Annotated in this window: 19 protein-coding genes and 1 tRNA gene; 14 read left to right on the forward strand and 6 right to left on the reverse strand. The window is 59.1% G+C overall.

What is annotated here, in order from left to right; translation table 11 throughout:
- Window positions 1-135: 135 nt before the first annotated feature.
- Window positions 136-1,494 (reverse strand): oligosaccharide flippase family protein, encoded by a 1,359-nt coding sequence (locus tag ACNKU7_RS16640; RefSeq protein WP_418298134.1) that lies wholly within the window; start codon window positions 1,492-1,494, stop codon window positions 136-138.
- 371 nt (window positions 1,495-1,865) lie between these two features.
- Window positions 1,866-1,942: transfer RNA gene (locus tag ACNKU7_RS16645), tRNA-Arg, on the reverse strand.
- Between the two features lie 512 nt (window positions 1,943-2,454).
- Between ACNKU7_RS16645 and ACNKU7_RS16650 the strand changes: the two genes are divergently transcribed.
- From ACNKU7_RS16650 to ACNKU7_RS16660, 3 genes are all read left to right on the forward strand, one after another.
- Window positions 2,455-4,692: a TonB-dependent receptor gene (locus tag ACNKU7_RS16650; RefSeq protein ID WP_418298135.1), complete on the forward strand. Its 2,238-nt coding sequence runs from the start codon at window positions 2,455-2,457 to the stop codon at window positions 4,690-4,692.
- A gap of 151 nt (window positions 4,693-4,843) precedes the next feature.
- A complete protein-coding gene (locus ACNKU7_RS16655) occupies window positions 4,844-6,325 on the forward strand; it encodes an adenosine deaminase family protein (protein WP_418298136.1) in 1,482 nt (493 codons plus the stop codon).
- Between the two features lie 27 nt (window positions 6,326-6,352).
- A complete protein-coding gene (locus ACNKU7_RS16660; RefSeq protein WP_418298137.1) occupies window positions 6,353-7,468 on the forward strand; it encodes a purine nucleoside permease in 1,116 nt (371 codons plus the stop codon).
- A 50-nt stretch (window positions 7,469-7,518) separates the two neighbouring features.
- On the opposite strand, the gene ACNKU7_RS16665 is transcribed toward ACNKU7_RS16660, so the two are convergent.
- Window positions 7,519-8,100 (reverse strand): LOG family protein, encoded by a 582-nt coding sequence (locus tag ACNKU7_RS16665; protein ID WP_418298138.1) that lies wholly within the window; start codon window positions 8,098-8,100, stop codon window positions 7,519-7,521.
- Window positions 8,101-8,328: 228 nt separating this feature from the next.
- Between ACNKU7_RS16665 and ACNKU7_RS16670 the strand changes: the two genes are divergently transcribed.
- Window positions 8,329-8,748: a c-type cytochrome gene (locus ACNKU7_RS16670; protein ID WP_418298139.1), complete on the forward strand. Its 420-nt coding sequence runs from the start codon at window positions 8,329-8,331 to the stop codon at window positions 8,746-8,748.
- 93 nt (window positions 8,749-8,841) lie between these two features.
- Here the strand turns inward: ACNKU7_RS16670 and rep are convergent, their stop codons facing one another.
- Window positions 8,842-10,875: a DNA helicase Rep gene (rep, locus tag ACNKU7_RS16675; protein ID WP_418298140.1), complete on the reverse strand. Its 2,034-nt coding sequence runs from the start codon at window positions 10,873-10,875 to the stop codon at window positions 8,842-8,844.
- A 188-nt stretch (window positions 10,876-11,063) separates the two neighbouring features.
- On the opposite strand from rep, the gene ACNKU7_RS16680 reads away from it, so the two are divergent.
- From ACNKU7_RS16680 to ACNKU7_RS16700, 5 genes are read left to right on the forward strand one after another with little or no spacing between them, the layout of a single operon-like run.
- Window positions 11,064-11,291, forward strand: a complete 228-nt coding sequence (locus ACNKU7_RS16680) for a DUF3565 domain-containing protein (RefSeq protein WP_418298141.1) — start codon at window positions 11,064-11,066, stop codon at window positions 11,289-11,291.
- 6 nt (window positions 11,292-11,297) lie between these two features.
- Complete coding sequence (locus tag ACNKU7_RS16685; RefSeq protein WP_418298142.1) at window positions 11,298-11,756, forward strand: YaiI/YqxD family protein; 459 nt, start codon at window positions 11,298-11,300, stop codon at window positions 11,754-11,756.
- Window positions 11,757-11,765: 9 nt separating this feature from the next.
- On the forward strand, window positions 11,766-12,296 hold the full coding sequence (locus ACNKU7_RS16690; protein ID WP_418298143.1) for a GNAT family N-acetyltransferase: 531 nt from the start codon (window positions 11,766-11,768) through the stop codon (window positions 12,294-12,296).
- Between the two features lies 1 nt (window position 12,297).
- Window positions 12,298-13,173: a subclass B3 metallo-beta-lactamase gene (bla, locus tag ACNKU7_RS16695; protein ID WP_418298144.1), complete on the forward strand. Its 876-nt coding sequence runs from the start codon at window positions 12,298-12,300 to the stop codon at window positions 13,171-13,173.
- 3 nt (window positions 13,174-13,176) lie between these two features.
- Window positions 13,177-13,719, forward strand: coding sequence for a GNAT family N-acetyltransferase (locus ACNKU7_RS16700; RefSeq protein WP_418298145.1), 543 nt, complete (start codon window positions 13,177-13,179; stop codon window positions 13,717-13,719).
- A 7-nt stretch (window positions 13,720-13,726) separates the two neighbouring features.
- Here ACNKU7_RS16700 and ACNKU7_RS16705 read toward each other — a convergent pair whose 3' ends face one another.
- Complete coding sequence (locus tag ACNKU7_RS16705; protein WP_418298146.1) at window positions 13,727-15,217, reverse strand: YifB family Mg chelatase-like AAA ATPase; 1,491 nt, start codon at window positions 15,215-15,217, stop codon at window positions 13,727-13,729.
- Between the two features lie 67 nt (window positions 15,218-15,284).
- A complete protein-coding gene (locus ACNKU7_RS16710; protein ID WP_418298147.1) occupies window positions 15,285-15,515 on the reverse strand; it encodes an accessory factor UbiK family protein in 231 nt (76 codons plus the stop codon).
- Between the two features lie 432 nt (window positions 15,516-15,947).
- Between ACNKU7_RS16710 and ACNKU7_RS16715 the strand changes: the two genes are divergently transcribed.
- The 5 genes from ACNKU7_RS16715 to ACNKU7_RS16735 all read left to right on the forward strand — a co-directional run bounded on the left by ACNKU7_RS16715 (window position 15,948) and on the right by ACNKU7_RS16735 (window position 19,399).
- Window positions 15,948-16,688, forward strand: a complete 741-nt coding sequence (locus tag ACNKU7_RS16715; protein WP_418298148.1) for a TorF family putative porin — start codon at window positions 15,948-15,950, stop codon at window positions 16,686-16,688.
- Between the two features lie 52 nt (window positions 16,689-16,740).
- Window positions 16,741-17,079, forward strand: coding sequence for a P-II family nitrogen regulator (locus tag ACNKU7_RS16720; RefSeq protein ID WP_418298149.1), 339 nt, complete (start codon window positions 16,741-16,743; stop codon window positions 17,077-17,079).
- A gap of 71 nt (window positions 17,080-17,150) precedes the next feature.
- Window positions 17,151-18,410 carry an ammonium transporter gene (locus tag ACNKU7_RS16725; protein WP_418298150.1) on the forward strand — a complete coding sequence of 420 codons (1,260 nt, stop codon included), beginning with the start codon at window positions 17,151-17,153 and terminating at the stop codon, window positions 18,408-18,410.
- A 121-nt stretch (window positions 18,411-18,531) separates the two neighbouring features.
- Window positions 18,532-18,870, forward strand: a complete 339-nt coding sequence (locus ACNKU7_RS16730; RefSeq protein WP_043319767.1) for a P-II family nitrogen regulator — start codon at window positions 18,532-18,534, stop codon at window positions 18,868-18,870.
- A gap of 316 nt (window positions 18,871-19,186) precedes the next feature.
- Window positions 19,187-19,399, forward strand: a complete 213-nt coding sequence (locus ACNKU7_RS16735; RefSeq protein ID WP_418298151.1) for a hypothetical protein — start codon at window positions 19,187-19,189, stop codon at window positions 19,397-19,399.
- The last annotated feature ends 11 nt before the right edge of the window (window positions 19,400-19,410 follow it).

Here is a 19,410-nt window from a genome sequence, read left to right on the forward strand (position 1 = left end):
TTGATAGAGAGGGGCAGGGCGCCCTATCTGCAATGATAAATCCTCGTCGCGAGGATTTAAATATTAATATAGAAGTTATTGATTCTTTCTGCTATGAGATGAAGGCTCAGCGAAATGCTTCCGCTAATTTAAAAATTAGAAAACTCTATTTAGGTCGTCAAATAATAAGAATAAGCATAGAAAAAATGGCATCGTAAATACAATTGAGTCAAGCAGAAATATTTTCTTTGTGAAATATTTTCGCGCTGAAAAAGCAGAAAAAATTCCGAATAGTAGCTGGGAATACGATACGCCAAGAATTAGTCCGCTCACTCCAAATAAGCTATAGCCGATAATTATACCTATGCCCATTAAAATTGATTGAATTATTCGTATTCTAAACAGAGCTCTTGAGTTTGCGTGTGCTTTAAAAATTGGCAGATAACAATTGGCAACAATGAGTCCTATCGATCCAGCAGAGATTGTGGCAAGGATCGGGCCAATCGATGCGTATTCGTCCTCGTATACCAGATTGACGATTGTGTCAGAGCCTATACATAAAATCGCAATACCAATCCCCGATCCCGTAAGAATAATTGACCTTATTTTAAGTGCGATAATATCTATATTCTCGTTTTTGCGATACTTCGCGTATACGGGGAAAAGCCACTTATCACTTAGGTTTTGTGCAATCCCACAAAAGACTAAACCGATATTTGATGCGACGGAGAAGAATCCTAATGTTGTCGTTGTAAGAATAAAGGACAATGTCAGCTTGTTGCCTTCCCTGGTAAGCCAGGTAATGCCAGTTGTTGGTAAAATCCATTTTCCATAATTGAAGACCTGTTTGAATGAATTTATGTCGAGATGAATCCGATTGCGCGTTCCATGACGAATCCTGTGCGAGAGGATGGCAAAACAGAATGTGGCGATCAAGTCTGCAAAAATAATCGAACTTGCTGATGGCCATGAGTAACACAGCAATATTGCTAAAGACAGCCCGAAAACTCTTTTTCCCACTATAAATAGACATGGGATTGTCATATCGAGCTGCTTTTCTAGTTGGAATATTTTGGTGGAGTGAAATCCGGAAGCTAATGCAACAACAGCTGAAATTTGTAGGTAAAAAGATAAATTTTGAACGTTGGGATAAATTTTTTCGCCGAAATAAGAGGTTAGAAGCAGCACAGCGGCAATAACGATGTGTTGGATAATATACAGTGTCCAGATCGTATTTATGTACTCTGGATCCGAGTCACCGCGATTGCTATTGATGATGCTGCCCCTGAGGCCAATTTCAGAAAATAATACAATGGCGCTCGAAATGGTGGTGACAATAAGTATTTCACCGAAGGCTGAAGGGGAAAGCAGCCGGGTGAGGATAATTGTGGATACCAGGCGCAGAAAAATCTCTATGCCTCTTGTTCCAATCACCAACATGGCACTCGAGAGTTCGGGCTTTTGGACAAACTGCCGAATACTCTGGTATCGAGTTGAGGAAATAAAGGTATTCATCCGTGAACTTTATTCTAAAAAAGGTTGGTATTGACTGGCCTTCAAAGCATGCAACTTATTCCATAAAGTTGGTCATGTTTGCTCCCTGAAGGGCCTTCCATTTAGATTTGCAATATCCGTTCCCCACAGCATATGGTGGCGTATGGTTTTGCGCAAGGGGACAAACCGGCGCTGGTGCTTTAGAGCGGTTGTTAGAGTTCGGCAGGTTTAGCGCGATATGCGAACTGCAAGCACCCGAGAGGATTAGCTCCCTGTGGTCGCTGGTTTCGGGCGCTTTGCGCCTGCGGCTCGAACCTGGGCGTTGGGCAAAGCCCTGGGGCTTGGGACGATATACAAAAAAGGCCACCCGATGGGTGGCCTTTTTTTGTATATGGCCCGCCCGAGAGGATTCGAACCTCTGACCTTTGCCTCCGGAGGGCAACGCTCTATCCAGCTGAGCTACGGGCGGTTTGTGCGCTGGCGGTGTGGCTGGCGCGGAGGCGGATTATACAGAAGCACCCGGATGGGGCAAAGCACGGATTTGGTTTTTCGCGCCGGCTAGCGATAGTTCGGGGCATTTGGCCCGGGTACCGCAGGGGGATGGTTGGCGTGCCCTGCACCAGGTAGTGCGACACAACCGTGCACTTTGTCGGCTCGGTTGCTTGCCGGGCACGGTTTTGGTGCTGTTCTGGCGTCCGCGGTGGCACAGAGGGCCGGCCTGCCCCCCCTGCCTTGTTTCCCGGGCTTTCCTGTTGTCGCTATTAGTTGAAAAAATCCTTAAATATCAATGAGTTGTTGGTTATCGGCGGTTTCCTCATCAACTCGGGGCTATTTGCGTTGCAAGTGGCATGTTCGTTGCTCTCCTGAGAGTGCGCCTGCAGCGCTTGCCCGCTGCGGGCGATGCACGCAAAGAGAACAAAATAAGAGAACCGACGGCTTCCGGACTGAAGGTCACGGGCCCGCTCAAAGGATACTGACCAGATGACCAAGGCTATTACCCCGACTCTCCTCGCCAGCGCTATTGCCGCGTCCCTGCCGATGGCTGCCTTCAGTGCGGAAGGTTCTGATGCCGGTATTACGCAACGCAAGTCCGCGGTGCTTGAAGAAGTGACGGTTACCGCGCAGAAGCGCGCGGAAGGCCTGCAGGAAGTGCCAATCTCGGTCGCGGCGCTGTCCGGTGAACGGTTCGACAGTATTTTCTCGGCTGGCGACGACATTCTTGCGCTGGCGGCGCGGGTACCTAACCTGTATGCGGAGTCCTCCAACGGCCGCGCGGCGCCGCGTTTCTATATCCGCGGTCTCGGCAACGCCGACTTTGACCTTGCCGCCTCGCAGCCGGTATCCATCATCTTCGACGATGTGGTGCAGGAGAGCGTGGTACTGAAAAGCTTCCCGATCTTTGACGTGGAGCAGGTGGAAGTGGTGCGCGGCCCGCAGGGCACTCTGTTCGGACGCAACACCACCGCCGGTATCGTCAAGTTCGACAGCCGTAAACCCACCATGGATAACGATGGCTATGTGAAAGTGGGTGCCGGTGAACTGGGTACCGCCAATGTGGAGGGTGCCTTCGGCGGTGCCCTGATCGACGACAAGCTCGCGGGCCGGGTTTCCATCCTGCGCCAGGAGCGCGGCGACTGGATTGATAACACCTATACCGGCGAGCAGGACGCGATGGGAGGATTTACTGAACTGGCGGTGCGCGGGCAGTTGCTGTGGACCCCCAGCGACGATTTCTCGGCATTGCTGAATGTGCACCAGCGCGATCTCGACGGCACTGCCAGCGTGTTCCGCGCAAATATTTATGAACAGGGCGAACAGGGCCAACTGAACCAGACGTTTGACCGCGATGCGGTCTACTACGATGACGGCGACAATAACCCGCAGAAGTACGAGAGCGCCGGGGCTTCCCTGAAACTGGAGTGGGATCTGGACGGCATGCTGCTGAGCAGCATTTCCGCCTATGAAAGCGCCGACGGTTCCAGCAAGGGTGATATCGACGGCGGTGTCGCCGGCGATGGCCCCGGCTTTATTCCTTTCGGTGCGGTGACCGAAGACCAGGCGGATGTGTCCCAGTTGACCCAGGAAATCCGTCTCGCCAGTAATACGCCAGATCCGCTGCAGTGGCAGCTGGGCGGTTTCTATTACGATTCGGATCTGGACGTGACCAGTATCGATGGCTTCTTCGGCGCCACCACCGTGAGCCACGCCAACACTTCCTGGGCGCTGTTCGGCCAGACCTCCTATGACTTCACCGAAGCCCTGACCGGCACCGTGGGCCTGCGTTACACCTACGACGAAAAATCCCTGGTGGTGGGTGAGCAGAACGTGGATGGCTTCGCGTTGGTGATCGGCGCTGCCAGTGTCCAGGACTACGCGCCGGTCAAGATCGACGATGACCAGCTGAGCTGGGAAACCAGCCTGAACTACGCACTGAGTGATTCCGCCAGCGTGTATGTGCGCCTCGCCGAAGGCTTCCGCGCGCAGTCCATCCAGGCCCGCGACGTGGCCTTCGAGGGCAGCCCGTCAGTGGCGGACTCGGAAACCATCACGTCGTTCGAGGTGGGCTACAAGGCCGACCTGCTGGAAAACACCCTGCGCCTCAACACCGCGCTGTTCTACTACCAGATCGACGATATCCAGCTTACCGCCGTCGGCGGTGGTGGTAACTTCAACCGCCTGCTGAATGCTGACAAAGGTGTGGGCGCGGGCTTTGAGGTGGATCTGGAGTGGGTGGTCAACGAGAACCTGCTGGTGACGGCCGGTGCCGGCTTTGCCGATACCGAAATCCAGGATGCAGATCTGAGCACCGCACCCTGTGGCTCCGGTCAGTGCACGGTCACTAACCCCTTGACCGCCGATGGCCTCGCCATGATCGACGGCAACCCCTTCCAGTCCGCGCCGGAAAGCGTATTCAACTTCACCCTGCGCTACAGCCTGCCGGTGGGCAATGACGGTGAAGCCTTCTTCTACACCGACTGGGCCTACCAGGGCGAGACCCATCTGGCGCTGTACACCGCCGAGGAATACACCATCGACAACCAGTTCGAGGGTGGCCTGCGCGCCGGTTATACCAGCTTCTCTGGTGACTATGAGGTGGCTTTCTTCGGCCGCAACATTACCGACGAGGAAAACATCAAGGGCCAGATCGACTTCAACAACCTGACCGGCTTCGTTAATGACCCGCGTATTCTGGGGGTGGAGTTCCGCAAGAACTTCTGATCACCGCCGAAGGTCCGCACCCGCTGGCGCCGTGCAGGCGGGGTGCGCTCGTCTGTACGGGTGATCATCTGCCTGCCACATTAACCCGGTAGCGTCTTTCTGAAGAAGTGCTCACCGGGTTTATTCTATTTACTGCTGCCGGAGTCTGATCTTGTCTGTTTCCATGCGATCCCCACTTGCCGTTTTTCGTGTCCTGGGTCTCTGTGCGAGCCTGCTGGCGGGTATCGCGAGCCCGACCGCCGCTGCCGTCGAATCCTGGTTTGAGGAATTCAAGTCGTCCGCTGACGATCGCGACCTCTACCGATTCCTCTATGCGCTGCCCAAGGGTGGCGACCTGCACAATCATCTCACCGGGTCGAACTTCAGTGAGTGGTGGTATCAGCTTGCCACCAGCAAAAAGCTGAACGGCGGCTACGAGTATTACACCCGGGTGCGCATCAATAACTGCGTGGGTTACGGGCAGGACATGTTCGGCTTCGCGCCATATTTGATGTATTTCCGCAACCTGCAGGGATCGAGCTATGCGGCGCTTTCCGACTGTGAAAAGCGCGAGTACAAAAAGATCGACGCGCTGGATGCACGGGAAAAAGCCGCGTGGATGAACAGCCTGCGGCTGGATAAAAAACATGAAGGCCGCGAGGAATTTTTCCAGACCCACTGGCAGCGCCTCAATGACCTCGGCCGCAATCCCTACATCAATGCCGAGATGCTGGTGAAGAACATGCAGGCGTTTGCCCGCGAGGGACTCACCTATCTGGAAACCATGGAGGGCACGCGCTTCTATACACGCCCCGATGGCAGCGTGTTTGCGCCGGACGAAGTCGCGGATATTTTCCGCAAGCGTCTGGCGGAGCCGGATGCGGTGGCGACCGGAGTCACCGCGCGCATGCAGTATTACCTGTTGCGGTTTATCGGCAATGCCGAGGATGACCTGGAGTGGATCTACCGTTTCGTCGACCAGAACCGCGACCTGTTCGTGGGCATTAACATGGTCGGGCGCGAGGACAATGACAAGGGCCACCCGCTGCGCTTCCTGCCCACCCTGCGCAAACTGCGCCGGGATATCCCCGGCATACCGCTGTCCATTCACGCCGGCGAAGTGGATGAACCCAACCACCATGTGCGCGACACGCTGTTACTCGGCGCTACCCGCATCGGCCACGGCGTCAACCTGATCAGCGACCCGGATACCATGCTGTTGATGCGCAACAGCAATTATCTGGTGGAGATCAACCTGATCAGTAATCTGCTGCTGGAGTACGTCAACGACTACAGCCAGCACCCGTTTCCGGAATACCTGCGCATGGGCATTCCGGTGGCGCTGTCCACTGATGACCGCGGCATGTGGGATTCCAATATGACCGACGAATACTTTGTCGCGGTGAAGGAATTCAACCTGTCGTGGGGGGAACTGACCGCGCTCGCGCGCAATTCCCTGCAGCACAGTTTTGTCGGCGACGAGACCAGGCAGCAACTGTTGCGGGATTACGAAAACCGTCTCGAAAAATTCAAGCTGCGCTTCCAGCGCCGGGGTATGGCGGCACTGGGAGATGTGGTGCCGCGCAGTCACGGTTTTACCTGCACGCATTACAACCTGTGCGAATTCTCCACGCCGGCACTGGCAGCGAACTGAAAATAAAATCGAAAAACCAAGAGAAACATGATGTTGAAAAAAACTCTCTATCGCCGTGTGGTTTCCTCTGTTCTTCTGTCCCTTGTGGTGCTGGCCGGATGTGACAACAAGACTGCAACACCTCAGGAAAATCTGGGCCCGCACACTGCTTCCCCCATTCCGGTGAAAGTGGTGGTGGTGAACATGTTTGAGATCGGTGAGGACGAGGGCGATACCGCCGGCGAATTCCAGCTTTGGAAAGAGCGTCAGCAACTCAGCCAGCGTTTCCCGTTTCCGCAATCCCACCACGACCTGTTCCTGAACCCGGAAACCGGCGTGCTGGGGATGGTGACGGGCATGGGCACCAACAAGTCCGCGTCGGCGGTGATGGCGCTGGGGCTGGATCCGCGCTTTGACCTGAGCAAGGCGTATTGGCTCGTCGCCGGCATTTCCGGTTTTGATCCCGCCGATGCCTCTATCGGTTCCGCGGCCTGGGCTGAGTGGCTGGTGGACGGCGACCTGATGCACGAGATCGACAGTCGCGAGCTGCCGGAGGACTGGTCCACCGGAATCTTCCCGCTGTTCAGCAAGGGCCCCTATCCGGAGCAGCGCCCGCCGAACCAGGGTGAGGTATTCCGCATCAACGGCGAGCTCACCGAGTGGGCCTACCAGCTGACCAGGGACATCGATCTGGGGGATGACGACACCATTGCCGAGAACCGCAAGGCGTTCACCGGGTTTCCCAACGCGCAGCGCAAGCCGTTTGTACTGAAGGGGGACAACCTTGCCGGCATGACCTTCTGGCACGGCGACCACCTTAATCGCTGGGCGAACGAATGGGTGGATTACTGGAGCGAGGAACGGGGCAGCTTTGTTTCCTCCGCGATGGAAGACACCGGCACCGCGCAATCCCTGCTGTACCTGGATCGCGCCGGCAAGGCGGACTACGAGCGCCTGATGGTGTTGCGCACCGCCAGCAACTTTACCGTGCCGCACCCGGGGATGACCGCGGCGGAGAGCCTGCTGAGCGAGGGGGAGGATTACGCGGGGCTGGCGCTGTCACTGGAGAGCGCCTACCGGGTCGGCAGCCGCGTGGTAGACACCCTGGTAAATGACTGGGATACCTATCGGGATCAGATGCCCTACGCGGTAAGGGACAGGTAACGGAAACGTGCTGTGTGCGGCCACAAAAAGTGTGGCCGCCGGATGGGGACTCAGCGGGCGCTTTTCGCTATGCGATGATCCTTCGCCGGTGCCTGGTAACTTTCCATCAGCCCCAGCAGTTGCGCCGGTTCCTCGGCCTGCAGCAGCATTTGCCGGTACTGCGGAGCTACGAGTGCCTCCGCCACCGTGTGGTCGAGAAACTCGATCAGGCGATCGTAGTAGCCGGCCACGTTCAGCACACCACAGGGTTTGCGGTGGAAGCCCAGTTGTGACCAGGTGAGGATCTCGAACAGCTCCTCAAGCGTGCCGAGTCCGCCCGGCAGGGCGATGAATCCGTCCGAGATGTCTTCCATCAGCGCCTTGCGCTCGTGCATCGAGTCAACCATGCGCAGTTCGCTCAGGCCGCTGTGGACGACCTCCCGGTTGGCGAGAACGTGGGGAATAATGCCGGTGACGTGGCCACCCCGCGCCACCATGGCATCGGCCATTGCGCCCATGATGCCAATGCCGGCCCCACCGTACACCAGGCCGATATTCCGGCTGACCAGCTCATCGGCCAGTGCCTGGGTGGCGGCCAGGTATTCGGGCCGGCGCCCTGGGCTGGAGCCGCAATAAACGCAGATTTTTTTCATGCAGGGGTTTCCATACGCTCGTTCAGACACTGCAGTCTAACTGTTATTTTTGCGCGAATCCCGAGGGGGTATGCCCGGTTGGGGCCAGCGGAATTCGGGTTAAATGCGCACTATTTGTACGCGGGCCTTCGCAGGGCCCGGCGCTATGCTTATAATGCGCGGCTGACTGGTAGAGGTAAGTGGCAACACGCCTGAATCTACGGGCCACAGGGCCTTTAGGGGGAATGGATGAAAGCTGTATTGAATTTCGTAGCGGCCCTGGCCGTGGTAGCGGGCGCGGCAGTAGCTGTGGCCCAGTCTGTGGATGAGCAGATCGCTGAGCGCATCGCGCCGGCGGGCAAGACCTGCATGAAGGGCGACGAGTGCGCGGCGGCAGCGCCGGCGGCGAGCGCCTCTTCCGGTGGCGCGCGCAGCGGTTCTGATGTGTACTCCGGCCACTGCGCGGCCTGTCACAGTACTGGCGCGGCTGGTGCACCCAAGTTCGGCGACGCCGGCGCCTGGGCTCCACGCATCGCGCAGGGCATGGACACGCTCTACACCCACGCCATCAACGGCTTCAACGCGATGCCGGCCAAGGGCCTGTGTATGACCTGCTCCGACGATGAAGTAAAGGCCGCTGTTGACCATATGGTTGAGAACAGCAAGTAAGCGACCGCTTACTATCGCCGATAAAAAAGGCCGCTCAGTGAGCGGCCTTTTTTGTGCCTGGATCCTGGCTCCAGGCCGGGATGACGTGATGTTCTAGTCAAACATGCTCAGCAGCGAGCCCAGCGTCTCTTCGCCCTTGGCCTGATTCTGTTCCGGGGTCGCCTTACCGAAGCCCTCGAATACGCAGTCTTCCTGCGGCAGCTCGTCGAGGAAGCGGCTGGGGGTGGTGTCCTGGTTTTCGCCGAACATCTTGCGCTTGCCGGCCAGTGTCATGGTCAGGGTTTTCTGCGCGCGGGTAATGCCGACGTAGGTCAGGCGCCGCTCCTCCTCGATATTGTCGTCCTCGATGCTGTTGCGATGCGGCAGCAGGTTTTCCTCCATGCCGATCATGAATACGTGCGGGTACTCGAGGCCCTTGGACGCATGCAGGGTCATCAGGCTCACCTTGTCAGTGGCTTCTTCCTCTTCCTGGCGGTCGAGCATGTCGCGCAGGATCAGCTTGGAAATGGCCTGCTCCAGGCGCACGTCCTGCTCCAGCTCGTCGTCGGTGCCCTCCATGGTTTTCATCAGGCTGTCCAGCAGCCAGTAGACGTTTTCCATGCGCTTCTCGGCCACCTTCTCGCTACTGGCGTTCTGGCTCAGCCAGCCGGCGTAGTCGATGTCGTCGAGCATCTCGCGCAGGGCGGTTTCCGGGCTGTTGTCGCGGCAGTTGCGGGCCACGCCTTCGAGCCAGTGGGCGAAGCGGTTCAGGCGCTCGTAGCCCTGCTCGGTGATGTGCTCCTTGAAGCCGATCTCGGAGCAGGCGCGCAGCATCGAGATCTCGCGGCCCTTGGCATAGTTACCCAGCGCCTCCAGGCTGCTGGTACCGATCTGGCGGCGCGGGGTGTTGATGATGCGCAGGAAGGCGTTGTCGTCATCCGGGTTAACTAATAGACGCAGGTAGGCCATCACGTCCTTGATCTCCGCGCGGGCAAAGAAGCTGGTGCCGCCGGACATCTGGTACGGAATCTGGTTTTCCTGCAGCTTCATCTCGATGAGACGCGCCTGGTGGTTGCCGCGGTAGAGCACCGCGAAATCCATAAACCGGGCGCCGCGGCGGGCCTTCTGCAGGAAGATTTCGTTGGCGACCCGCTCGGCCTCCTCGTTCTCGTTGGCGACCTTGAGCACGCGGATCTCGTCGCCGAGGCCTTTGTCGGACCACAGTGCCTTGTCGAATTCGTGCGGGTTGTGCGCGATCAGGTGGTTGGCCACCTTGAGGATGCGGCTGGTGGAGCGGTAGTTCTGCTCCAGCTTGATCAGGCGCAGGTTGGGGTAGTCCTGCTTCAGCTGGCTCATGTTTTCCGGGCGCGCGCCGCGCCAGGCGTAGATTGACTGGTCGTCGTCGCCCACCACGGTGAGGCCGCCGCGGCCGCCCACCAGCAGTTTCACCAGCAGGTACTGGGAGCTGTTGGTGTCCTGGTATTCGTCCACCAGCAGGTAGCGGATCTTCTTGCGCCAGCGCTGCAGCAGCTCTGGGTCCGAATCGAACAGCTGCACCGGGATCATGATCAGGTCGTCGAAATCGACGGAGTTATACGCCTTGAGGGCATCGCAGTAGCGCCCGTAGGCCACCGCCATCGCCTGCTCACCCGGGCTCTGGGCCAGTTCCAGCGCCTTGCGCGGGCTGAGCATGTCGTTCTTCCAGTTGGAGATCTGGTTCTGCACCCGATCCAGCAGGTCGGTGTCCAGGTCGCCGTCGCGCAGCATCAGCTCCTTGATCAGGCCGCGGGCATCCTCGGCGTCGAAGATCGAAAAGCCCGGTTTGAAGCCGGCCGCACGGTACTCCTTGCGCAGGATATTCAGGCCCAGGTTGTGGAAGGTGGACACAGTGAGGCCGTGAGCGGCCTTGGACTTCTTGCCATCCGGGCCCACCACCAGCTTGCCGACGCGCTCCTTCATTTCCCGCGCGGCCTTGTTGGTAAAGGTCAGGGCGGCGATGTTGCGCGCCTGGTAGCCACACTCCTCGATCAGGTAGGCGATCTTGCGGGTGATCACGCTGGTCTTGCCGGAGCCTGCGCCAGCGAGCACCAGGCAGGGGCCGTCGATGTACTTTACCGCTTCCGCCTGGCGGGGATTGAGTTTGGTCATGGGTACAACTGGATCCGGAGAACGGGTTCAACAAGGGGTTAACTGGGCCGCGATTCTATCAGCCGCGGGTGTGCTTGGCTGCGGTTGCGCCCGGTCAAATAGTGACCAGCAGGACTGACTGTGCGCGCCGGCTTTTACCTGGCCGGGCAAATTGTCTATAAAGGCCTGACAATTGAGGTGCCCGTTCTATGTTGCAGCCCATTACCGGCTTCCATCGCGATGAAGACAGTCACTGGGTGGCGCAACTGGCCTGTGGTCACAACCAGCATGTGCGCCACGATCCGCCCTGGCAAAACCGACCCTGGGTGACGACACTGGAAGGCCGCGCCCGCATGCTGGGTGTTACCCTTGCGTGCAAAAAATGCGATCAGGGCGCGCCGCCTGACCAGCAACCGCAAGATAATGTTCAAGAGTAACCGCTGATGTCCCGTATCTGGGTCGATGCCGACGCCTGTCCCGTTGTCATCAAGGAAATCCTGTTTCGCGCCGCCGAACGCACCGAGATTGAAATGACGCTGGTGGCCAACCAGTATATCCGCGTGCCCCCGTCCCGCTTTATCCGCGCGGTGCAGGTCACGGCCGGCTACGATGTGGCGGACAACGAAATTGTGCAGCGCTGCAGCGCGGACGACCTGGTCATCACCGCCGATATCCCGCTCGCCGCTGAAGTGATTGAAAAGGGCGCGAGTGCGCTGAACCCCCGCGGCGAGCGTTACACCAAGGCCAATGTGCGCGCGCGCCTGAATATGCGTGACTTCATGGAAACCATGCGTTCCAGCGGTGTGCACACCGGTGGCCCGCCGCCGCTGGGGCAGCAGGAGCGCAAGGCCTTTGCCGACCAGCTGGATCGCTGGCTGCAGCAGGCCAGGCGCAAAAAATAACGGAAACGGATGATGGAGACCCAGCGACTGACTCTTGCGCCCTGTACGGAACAACACATTGCCGAGCTGATGGGGTGGTTCCTCTCGGCAACCGAGTGCCGGCAGTGGGGTGGGCCGCCGTTCCGCTACCCATTTGATACACGGAGTTTTGCCGAGGACAGTCAGTGGAGTAATCACCCCAGCTTTGTGCTGCTGGATGCGGGCGGCGCGATGCAGGCGTTCGGGCAATACTACAACCGCCTCGACCACTGCCACCTGAGCCGGCTGGTGGTTGCCCCGAGTGCCCGCCGCCGCGGGGTGGGGGAGCAGCTGATCCGGAACCTGGTTGCCCACGGCTGCGACGCCTTGAAGGTCGAGAGGATCTCGCTGTTTGTGCTGCAAAGCAATCCGGCGGCGCGCGCCCTGTATGAAAAAATGGGCTTTCGCCTCGCCGATTACCCGGAACCCGGCGACTGGCTCGCGGGCTGTGATTACCTGACGGTGCCGGCGCGCAAAATACTGTACGGGAACCGACATCCAACAAGGGAACTGGAACGCTGATATGCGAGGGATACTCCGCGGGGGCAGCCTGCTGGCCCTGTTACTGGGCGCTTATGCCGTCTCCGCCGTTGCGCAGCCACCGGCGCCGCTGCCGCAGTTGCAGGCCTACGAAGTGGATGCGTCCTGGCGCACGCCGGTGGCGCCGCTGCAGATTGCCGATCACACCTGGCAGATTGGTACCCGCGGCCTGAGTGCGCTGCTGATCAAAACCGATGCCGGCGCTGTGTTGATTGATGGCGGCATGCCGCAGGTCGCCGATCACCTGCTGGCAAATATGCGCAAGCTGGGGGTGGCACCGGGTCAGTTGCAATGGATCCTTCACAGTCACGCCCACGCCGATCACGCCGGCCCGCTCGCCGCAGTGAAGCGCGCAACCGGTGCCAGAGTTGCGAGCAATGCCGAATCCTCGCACCTGCTGGCCAACGGCGGTGCCGGCGACATCCACTTTGGCGATGGCCTGCTGTTCCCGCCTGTGTCGGTGGATCGCTATCTGCTGGACGGTGAAGTGGTGGAACTGGGGCCAATTCAACTCCAGGTACATTTCATACCGGGCCATACCCCGGGCAGTATGGCCTGGACCTGGCGCGACATGCGCGATGGCCGGGAAGTGGTCATCGCCTACGTAGACAGTCTCACGGCACCGGGCTACACACTGCTGGAAAACCCGCGCTACCCGAAAATCCTGCACGACTTCCGTCTCTCCTTCGCCAAGGTACGCGACCTTCCCTGTGACCTGTTGCTGACACCGCACCCGGGCGCCAGTGGCTGGGAATATGCAGCCAGTGCCGTCCAGGGCAAAAAAATGGATTGCGCCGATTATTCGGCCAACGCGCAGATCCAGCTGGAAAAGCAGATCGAAAAGCAGCGCAGGCACTGATTCATGCCGCGTTTGATCGAGCCGGGCACAACCCGTCTGCAGCTGCGCCAGTGGCGTGACAGCGACCGCGCCCCCTTTGCGCGGATGAATGCCGATCCGCAGGTGATGGAATTTTTTCCGGCGTTACTCAGCCGGGAAGAAAGTGATGCGGGCATCGACCGGCAGATCGCGCATATTGAACAATACGGCTGGGGATTCTGGGCGGTGGAGCGGCTGGATGACCGGCAATTTATCGGGTTTGTGGGCATCAAGCATGTCACCGCCGATATGCCGTTTGCGCCCGCGGTGGAAATTGGCTGGCGGCTGGCAACCGATGCCTGGGGCCAGGGCTTTGCCAGCGAGGCGGCGCGCGCTGCACTGCAGGTCGGCTTCGAGCAGCTGGGGCTGCCGGAAATAGTCTCATTCACTGTTCCCGGAAATTTCCGTTCGCGCGGCGTAATGGAAAAACTCGGTATGCAGCAGGGCGAAAATTTCCTGCACCCGGCGTTGCCGCCCGCGCACCCAATGCAGGAGCACGTGCTCTATCGCCTGGCGAATCCCATGTAAGCGCAGGTTAAGCGGAGACGACCGGCTTTCTGTCCAGGTTGCGATACGCCAGCGCCTCCGCAACCTGCGCCGTGCCGATACGCTGCTCCCCGCACAGATCCGCCAGCGTGCGTGCGACGCGCAACACGCGGTGATAGCTGCGCGCTGACAGGCCGAGTTTTTCCACTGACGCGCGCAGCAGGCTGCTTTCCGCTGCGCCCAGCGCGCAGTGGCGATCGAGCTCGGTGCCCTTTAATTCCGCATTGATTTTCCCCTGCCGGTCCAGCTGGCGTGCGCGCGCCTGCGCCACCCGTTCGCGCACGCTGGCCGACCCTTCTCCGGGTGGTGCCTCCTGCAACTGCGCCGCGCTCATGCTCGCCACTTCCACCTGCATGTCGATGCGATCCAGCAGTGGTCCAGAGAGCTTGTTGCGGTAGCGGTCGATCTGGTCCGGGGTGCAGCGGCAGCGGGATTCACCGAGATAGCCGCAGGGGCAGGGGTTCATTGCGGCTACCAGCTGGAAGTCTGCGGGGAATGTCACCTGCGCGCGGGCGCGGGAAATGCGCACTTCGCCGCTTTCCAGGGGCTCCCGCAGTATCTCCAGCGCCGAGCGCGGGAACTCCGGCATTTCATCCAGGAACAGCACGCCGCGGTGGGCGAGGCTGATTTCGCCGGGCCGCGGCGTGCTGCCGCCGCCCACCAGCGCGGTGGGCGAGGCGGAGTGGTGGGGGGCGCGAAACGGGCGTTGCTGGATCCGGGGCAGGCCGGCGCTGGAATAGAGCGCGGCGACTTCAATCAGCTCGCGCTCGCTCAGTTGCGGGAGTATCCCGGGCAGGCGGCTGGCGAGCATGGTTTTGCCGGTTCCCGGAGGACCGTAAAACAGCAGGTTATGACCGCCGGCGGCGGCTACTTCCAGTGCCCTGCGGGCTCTCAGCTGCCCGCGCACTTCGGCAAGGTCGGCACAATCGCTGTCCGCTTGCGCAATGTCCCGCTCGGCTGTCGGCAGTGGCTCGCGGCCGTGCAACTGCGCGCACACCTGCAGCAGGGAGGACGCCGCTTTTACCGGGGTATCGATGAGAGCGGCTTCGGCGGCAGACTCGGCCGCCACCACCAGTGTGCGGCCGCTGTCTTTGCACGCCATGGCGGCGGGCAGGGCGCCGGGAATCGGGCGCAGGCTGCCAGAGAGGGCTAGCTCGCCGATGAACTCGTAGCTTTCCAGATGCTCGCCGGGCACCTGTCCCGACGCGGCGAGGATCCCCAGAGCGATTGCCAGGTCGTAGCGCCCCCCGGCCTTGGGCAGATCCGCCGGGGCCAGGTTGACGGTAATGCGGCGCTGGGGGAATTCGAAATGGCTGTTGACGATGGCACTGCGCACGCGATCGCGGCTTTCCTTCACCGCCGCTTCCGGCAGGCCGACGATGTTGAACGCGGGCAGGCCATTGGCGAGGTGGGTTTCCACCGTCACCAGCGGCGCATCGATGCCCAGCTGTGCGCGGGCATAGGTAATCGATAGGTTCAAATTTCTTCCCTGAAATTTTCCGTGAGCGATCGAGGGGAAAAGGTCACTACGACCTTTTCAGCATCAGTTAGTCGGCATCGCGATCCAGTTGCGCTTCCATCTCCTTCACCTGGGCCTCAAGCTGCGCGAGTTTTTCTTCCGCGCGCTGCAGCTTCGCGGCCTGAATGTCGAATTCCCGCTGGCTGACCAGGGGCAATTTGCCCAGGGCCACGGCGAGCGCATCCTGCAGATCACTGGTGATCACCGCCCCCTGTTGACGCAGTTCGTTGAGTAACTGTTGCAATTTGTCCGCAGCCAAGCGCAATTCTCCACTAAGAAATCCAAGTTTGATGGCGAGAAATAGTAACGCAGTGGGCTTTTACCACCAAGGTATCTCGCCGTGCCCCTTTCTGGCTCGCGCCGCTGGCCGTGGCGCCTGGTTGATGCGCCCTCGCGGTGCAGGTGCCATTTTGGTGCGCACCGTTTTTGCGCAGATTCGTTGCGCCTCTCCACCTGCGCCTGCTCAGGGGGTGGAAAAATCACCTAACTCTTTGATTTTTAAAGCTGTTCTCATAGTTGGCACTAACTCTGCAAGAGGTTACCTGCAAATCGCACTGACAGTGAAGGACGGGAACCAGCCTTCACCGAGGTACTCAGGCGAGCGCGGCGGGTGCCGGCTCCCCCGGTGTTGTCGAAGCCGCTAATAAAAATAAGTAAGCAGTTTCATGAACAGAGAACCAGGAGAACCAACGTGGGAATCAATACCAATAAAAGTGTGACCACTACTGTCAATGGGCTTGTCGCGGGTAGCGCGCTGGCCATGGCGATTTTCAGCGGCGCAGCTGTTGCCGAAGACGGACCCAGCTTCAGCGCCAATATCGGTGTCGTCAGTGACTACAAATTCCGTGGGGTATCCCAGTCTGATACCGGCCCGGCAGTTCAGGGCGGTGTGGATCTGGATATGGGCAATGGCTTCTATCTGGGTACCTGGGCGTCGCAAGTGGACTTCGCCTACGGCGCAGACGAGACCGAATTCGAACAGGATTTCTACGGCGGTTACGCCGGTGAAACCGCCGGTGGTGTGGGCTACGACGTGGGCTACATCTACTACGCCTACCACGGCAGCGACCAGGACGAGGACTACCAGGAAATCTACGGCAGCCTGAGCTTTGGCGACCTGAGCCTCGGCTTCGCCTACTCCGATGACTACTGGTATCAGGCGGGCGAATTCTACTACCTGAACGCGGGTTACTCCTTCGACCTGGGTAACGACATCGCACTGGGTCTGAGCGCGGGCCTGAACCTGTTTGACGAGGAGATTTTCCTCGATGGATCCGACTCCTACATCGACTACAACGTGTCGCTGAGCAAGGAGTTTGGCGGCCTCGCACTGAGTGCCTCGCTGATTGGCACAGACGCCAGCAAGGCGGAGTGCTACGGCACCGACTGGTGTGAAGCGACGATTGTGGCCGGCGCTACTTACAGCTGGTAATCAAAAGAACCGGGCCCGCCCCAGTGGTGGGCCTTTTTAACAGGGGGAGACCATGAAACTGGTAACCGCAATCATCAAACCTTTCAAGCTGGATGCCGTGCGCGACGCGCTGGCGGAAGCCGGTGTCCGCGGCATCACCGTCAGCGAAGTCAAAGGTTTCGGGCGGCAGAAGGGGCACACGGAACTCTATCGCGGCGCGGAGTATGTGGTGGATTTCCTGCCCAAAACCATGCTGCAGATCGCTGTGGACGACAGCCAGGTGGATGCCGTGCTTGAAGCCATCGGCGCCGCCGCCCAGAGCGGCAAGATCGGCGATGGCAAGATCTTTGTCGCCAACCTGGAACAGGCGATCCGCATCCGTACTGGGGAAAGCGGTACGGCGGCCATTTAATAACGACGAATTCATCTTACGAATGAACAACCGGGGCGACTCGGGAAATTTTGGGTTAAACGGAGCGAAAAATGGAAAATCAAATTTTTCAATTGCAGTACGCAATTGATACATTTTATTTCCTGGTGTGTGGTGCACTGGTCATGTGGATGGCAGCGGGCTTTGCCATGCTGGAAGCGGGCCTGGTGCGTTCCAAGAACACCACGGAAATCCTTACCAAAAACGTGGCACTGTTTGCCATCGCGTGCATCATGTACCTGATCAGCGGCTACGCGATCATGTACGACGGTGGCTGGTTGCTGAGCGGCATTGAGGCATTTGACCTGAATGGCGTACTGGCAAGCTCTGCAGAGAACGGCTTCGAAGGCGATTCCGTTTACTCAGGTGCTTCCGACTTCTTCTTCCAGGTGGTATTCGTGGCCACCGCCATGTCCATCGTTTCCGGTGCCGTGGCCGAGCGCATGAAGCTGTGGAGCTTCCTGGTGTTCGCCGTGGTCATGACCGGTGTGATCTACCCGCTGGAAGGTTCCTGGACCTGGGGCGGTCAAGAAGTCTTCGGCCTGTACAACCTGGGCGACCTGGGCTTCTCCGATTTCGCCGGTTCCGGCATCGTGCACATGGCTGGTGCCGCCGCTGCCCTGGCTGGCGTATTGCTGCTGGGCGCGCGTAAGGGCAAATACGGCCCGAACGGCGAAATCTACGCCATCCCCGGCGCCAACCTGCCGCTGGCCACCCTGGGTACCTTCATCCTGTGGATGGGCTGGTTCGGCTTCAACGGCGGTTCCGTACTGAAACTGGGCGACGCCGCCAACGCACACTCGGTGGCGATGGTGTTCCTGAACACCAATACCGCCGCTGCTGGTGGTGCGGTAGCTGCGCTGATCACCGGTCGCATCCTGTTCGGCAAGGCCGACCTGACCATGCTGCTCAACGGCGCGCTGGCTGGCCTGGTAGCGATCACCGCTGAGCCTTCCACCCCGACCGCCCTGCAGGCGACCCTGTTCGGTGCCATCGGCGGCGTGCTGGTAGTCTTCTCCATCATTACCCTGGACAAGCTGAAAATTGACGACCCGGTTGGTGCCATCTCCGTGCACGGTGTTGTTGGTCTGCTCGGCCTGCTGCTGGTACCGGTCACCAATGCCGACTCCAGCTTCTCCGGCCAGCTGATCGGCGCCGCAACCATCTTCGCCTGGGTATTTGCAGCCTCTATCGCAGTCTGGTTCGCCCTCAAGCTGATCACCGGTATTCGCGTCAGCGAAGAAGAAGAGCAGCAGGGTGTTGACTTGGTTGAGTGCGGAATGGAAGCTTATCCGGAATTCATGAGCAAATAAGCGCTCATTGAGAGGAGCCGCTGGTGTAGTACTGCGCAGCAGGTATCAGCGGCAGCAAGATTTTTCCGGCGCCGGCCAGTAACGGGCCGGTGCCCGAAAGACAAATACAGAGGATAAGTAGATGAAATTGATTACGGCTGTCGTAAAGCCTTTCAAACTTGACGATGTGCGCACCGCGCTGTCTGAAGTCGGCGTGCAGGGCATGACCGTGACCGAAGTCAAAGGCTTCGGCCGTCAGAAGGGACACACCGAACTGTACCGCGGTGCCGAGTACGTTGTGGACTTCCTGCCCAAGGTGAAGCTGGAACTGGCTGTAGACGACAGCATGGTCGACAGCGCGGTTGAGGCCATCACCAAAGCCGCGCAGACCGGCAAGATCGGTGACGGCAAAATCTTCATCACGGCGCTGGAAGAAGTGATTCGCATCCGTACCGGTGAAACCGGCAGCGAAGCGGTCTGATCGAAATCACGATCACAGTGTTTTGCAAAGCCCCGCATGCGGGGCTTTTTTGTGCCCGCTATTCGGCGGTGAGGGGATTTGATTCCGGACTCAGCGCCGATACGTTTCGCGCTGGGGCGATGATTTTTACCTGGCGGGAAAAACAGCATAACCAAGTGCAATAAATCCGGCATGAATTGGTAAAAAATACTCTACTGAAATAAGGAACCTTTTCTGGCAGGCCGCTCAGACACTGCCTATATATATTGCGCCGCAGTAAAGCGGCACAGGGGTTCTTCCTCTGTAACAGGGGTATCAAGTTACAGGGTACAGTGACATGACAGATGAGCAATCCAACACGCGTTTAAACGACTCAGAAGAGTTTGGTGATGAACGCACCGTGACCTCCCGCGAGCGGGCCCGCAGCCAGCTCAGCGCTGAAGTCGAGGCATTTCTTGCCAGCGGCGGCGCGATCAGTGAGATAGCACCAGAGGTCACCGCCGATCCTCCGCGCAAGCCGCAACCGAAGTACGGCAGCAGGCCGATCTGAAGTAGGGCTGG

This window comes from Microbulbifer weihaiensis (assembly GCF_048323715.1).
Classification (GTDB): Bacteria; Pseudomonadota; Gammaproteobacteria; order Pseudomonadales; family Cellvibrionaceae; genus Microbulbifer.

Excerpts from the sequence above, each read along its gene's own strand:
- ACNKU7_RS16640 (WP_418298134.1), bottom strand. The coding sequence starts at position 1,494 with ATGAATACCTTTATTTCCTCAACTCGATACCAGAGTATTCGGCAGTTT.
- ACNKU7_RS16650 (WP_418298135.1), top strand. The coding sequence starts at position 2,455 with ATGACCAAGGCTATTACCCCGACTCTCCTCGCCAGCGCTATTGCCGCG.
- ACNKU7_RS16660 (WP_418298137.1), top strand. The coding sequence starts at position 6,353 with ATGATGTTGAAAAAAACTCTCTATCGCCGTGTGGTTTCCTCTGTTCTT.
- ACNKU7_RS16665 (WP_418298138.1), bottom strand. The coding sequence starts at position 8,100 with ATGAAAAAAATCTGCGTTTATTGCGGCTCCAGCCCAGGGCGCCGGCCC.
- ACNKU7_RS16670 (WP_418298139.1), top strand. The coding sequence starts at position 8,329 with ATGAAAGCTGTATTGAATTTCGTAGCGGCCCTGGCCGTGGTAGCGGGC.
- rep (WP_418298140.1), bottom strand. The coding sequence starts at position 10,875 with ATGACCAAACTCAATCCCCGCCAGGCGGAAGCGGTAAAGTACATCGAC.
- ACNKU7_RS16680 (WP_418298141.1), top strand. The coding sequence starts at position 11,064 with ATGTTGCAGCCCATTACCGGCTTCCATCGCGATGAAGACAGTCACTGG.
- ACNKU7_RS16685 (WP_418298142.1), top strand. The coding sequence starts at position 11,298 with ATGTCCCGTATCTGGGTCGATGCCGACGCCTGTCCCGTTGTCATCAAG.
- ACNKU7_RS16690 (WP_418298143.1), top strand. The coding sequence starts at position 11,766 with ATGATGGAGACCCAGCGACTGACTCTTGCGCCCTGTACGGAACAACAC.
- bla (WP_418298144.1), top strand. The coding sequence starts at position 12,298 with ATGCGAGGGATACTCCGCGGGGGCAGCCTGCTGGCCCTGTTACTGGGC.
- ACNKU7_RS16700 (WP_418298145.1), top strand. The coding sequence starts at position 13,177 with ATGCCGCGTTTGATCGAGCCGGGCACAACCCGTCTGCAGCTGCGCCAG.
- ACNKU7_RS16720 (WP_418298149.1), top strand. The coding sequence starts at position 16,741 with ATGAAACTGGTAACCGCAATCATCAAACCTTTCAAGCTGGATGCCGTG.
- ACNKU7_RS16725 (WP_418298150.1), top strand. The coding sequence starts at position 17,151 with ATGGAAAATCAAATTTTTCAATTGCAGTACGCAATTGATACATTTTAT.
- ACNKU7_RS16730 (WP_043319767.1), top strand. The coding sequence starts at position 18,532 with ATGAAATTGATTACGGCTGTCGTAAAGCCTTTCAAACTTGACGATGTG.
- ACNKU7_RS16735 (WP_418298151.1), top strand. The coding sequence starts at position 19,187 with ATGACAGATGAGCAATCCAACACGCGTTTAAACGACTCAGAAGAGTTT.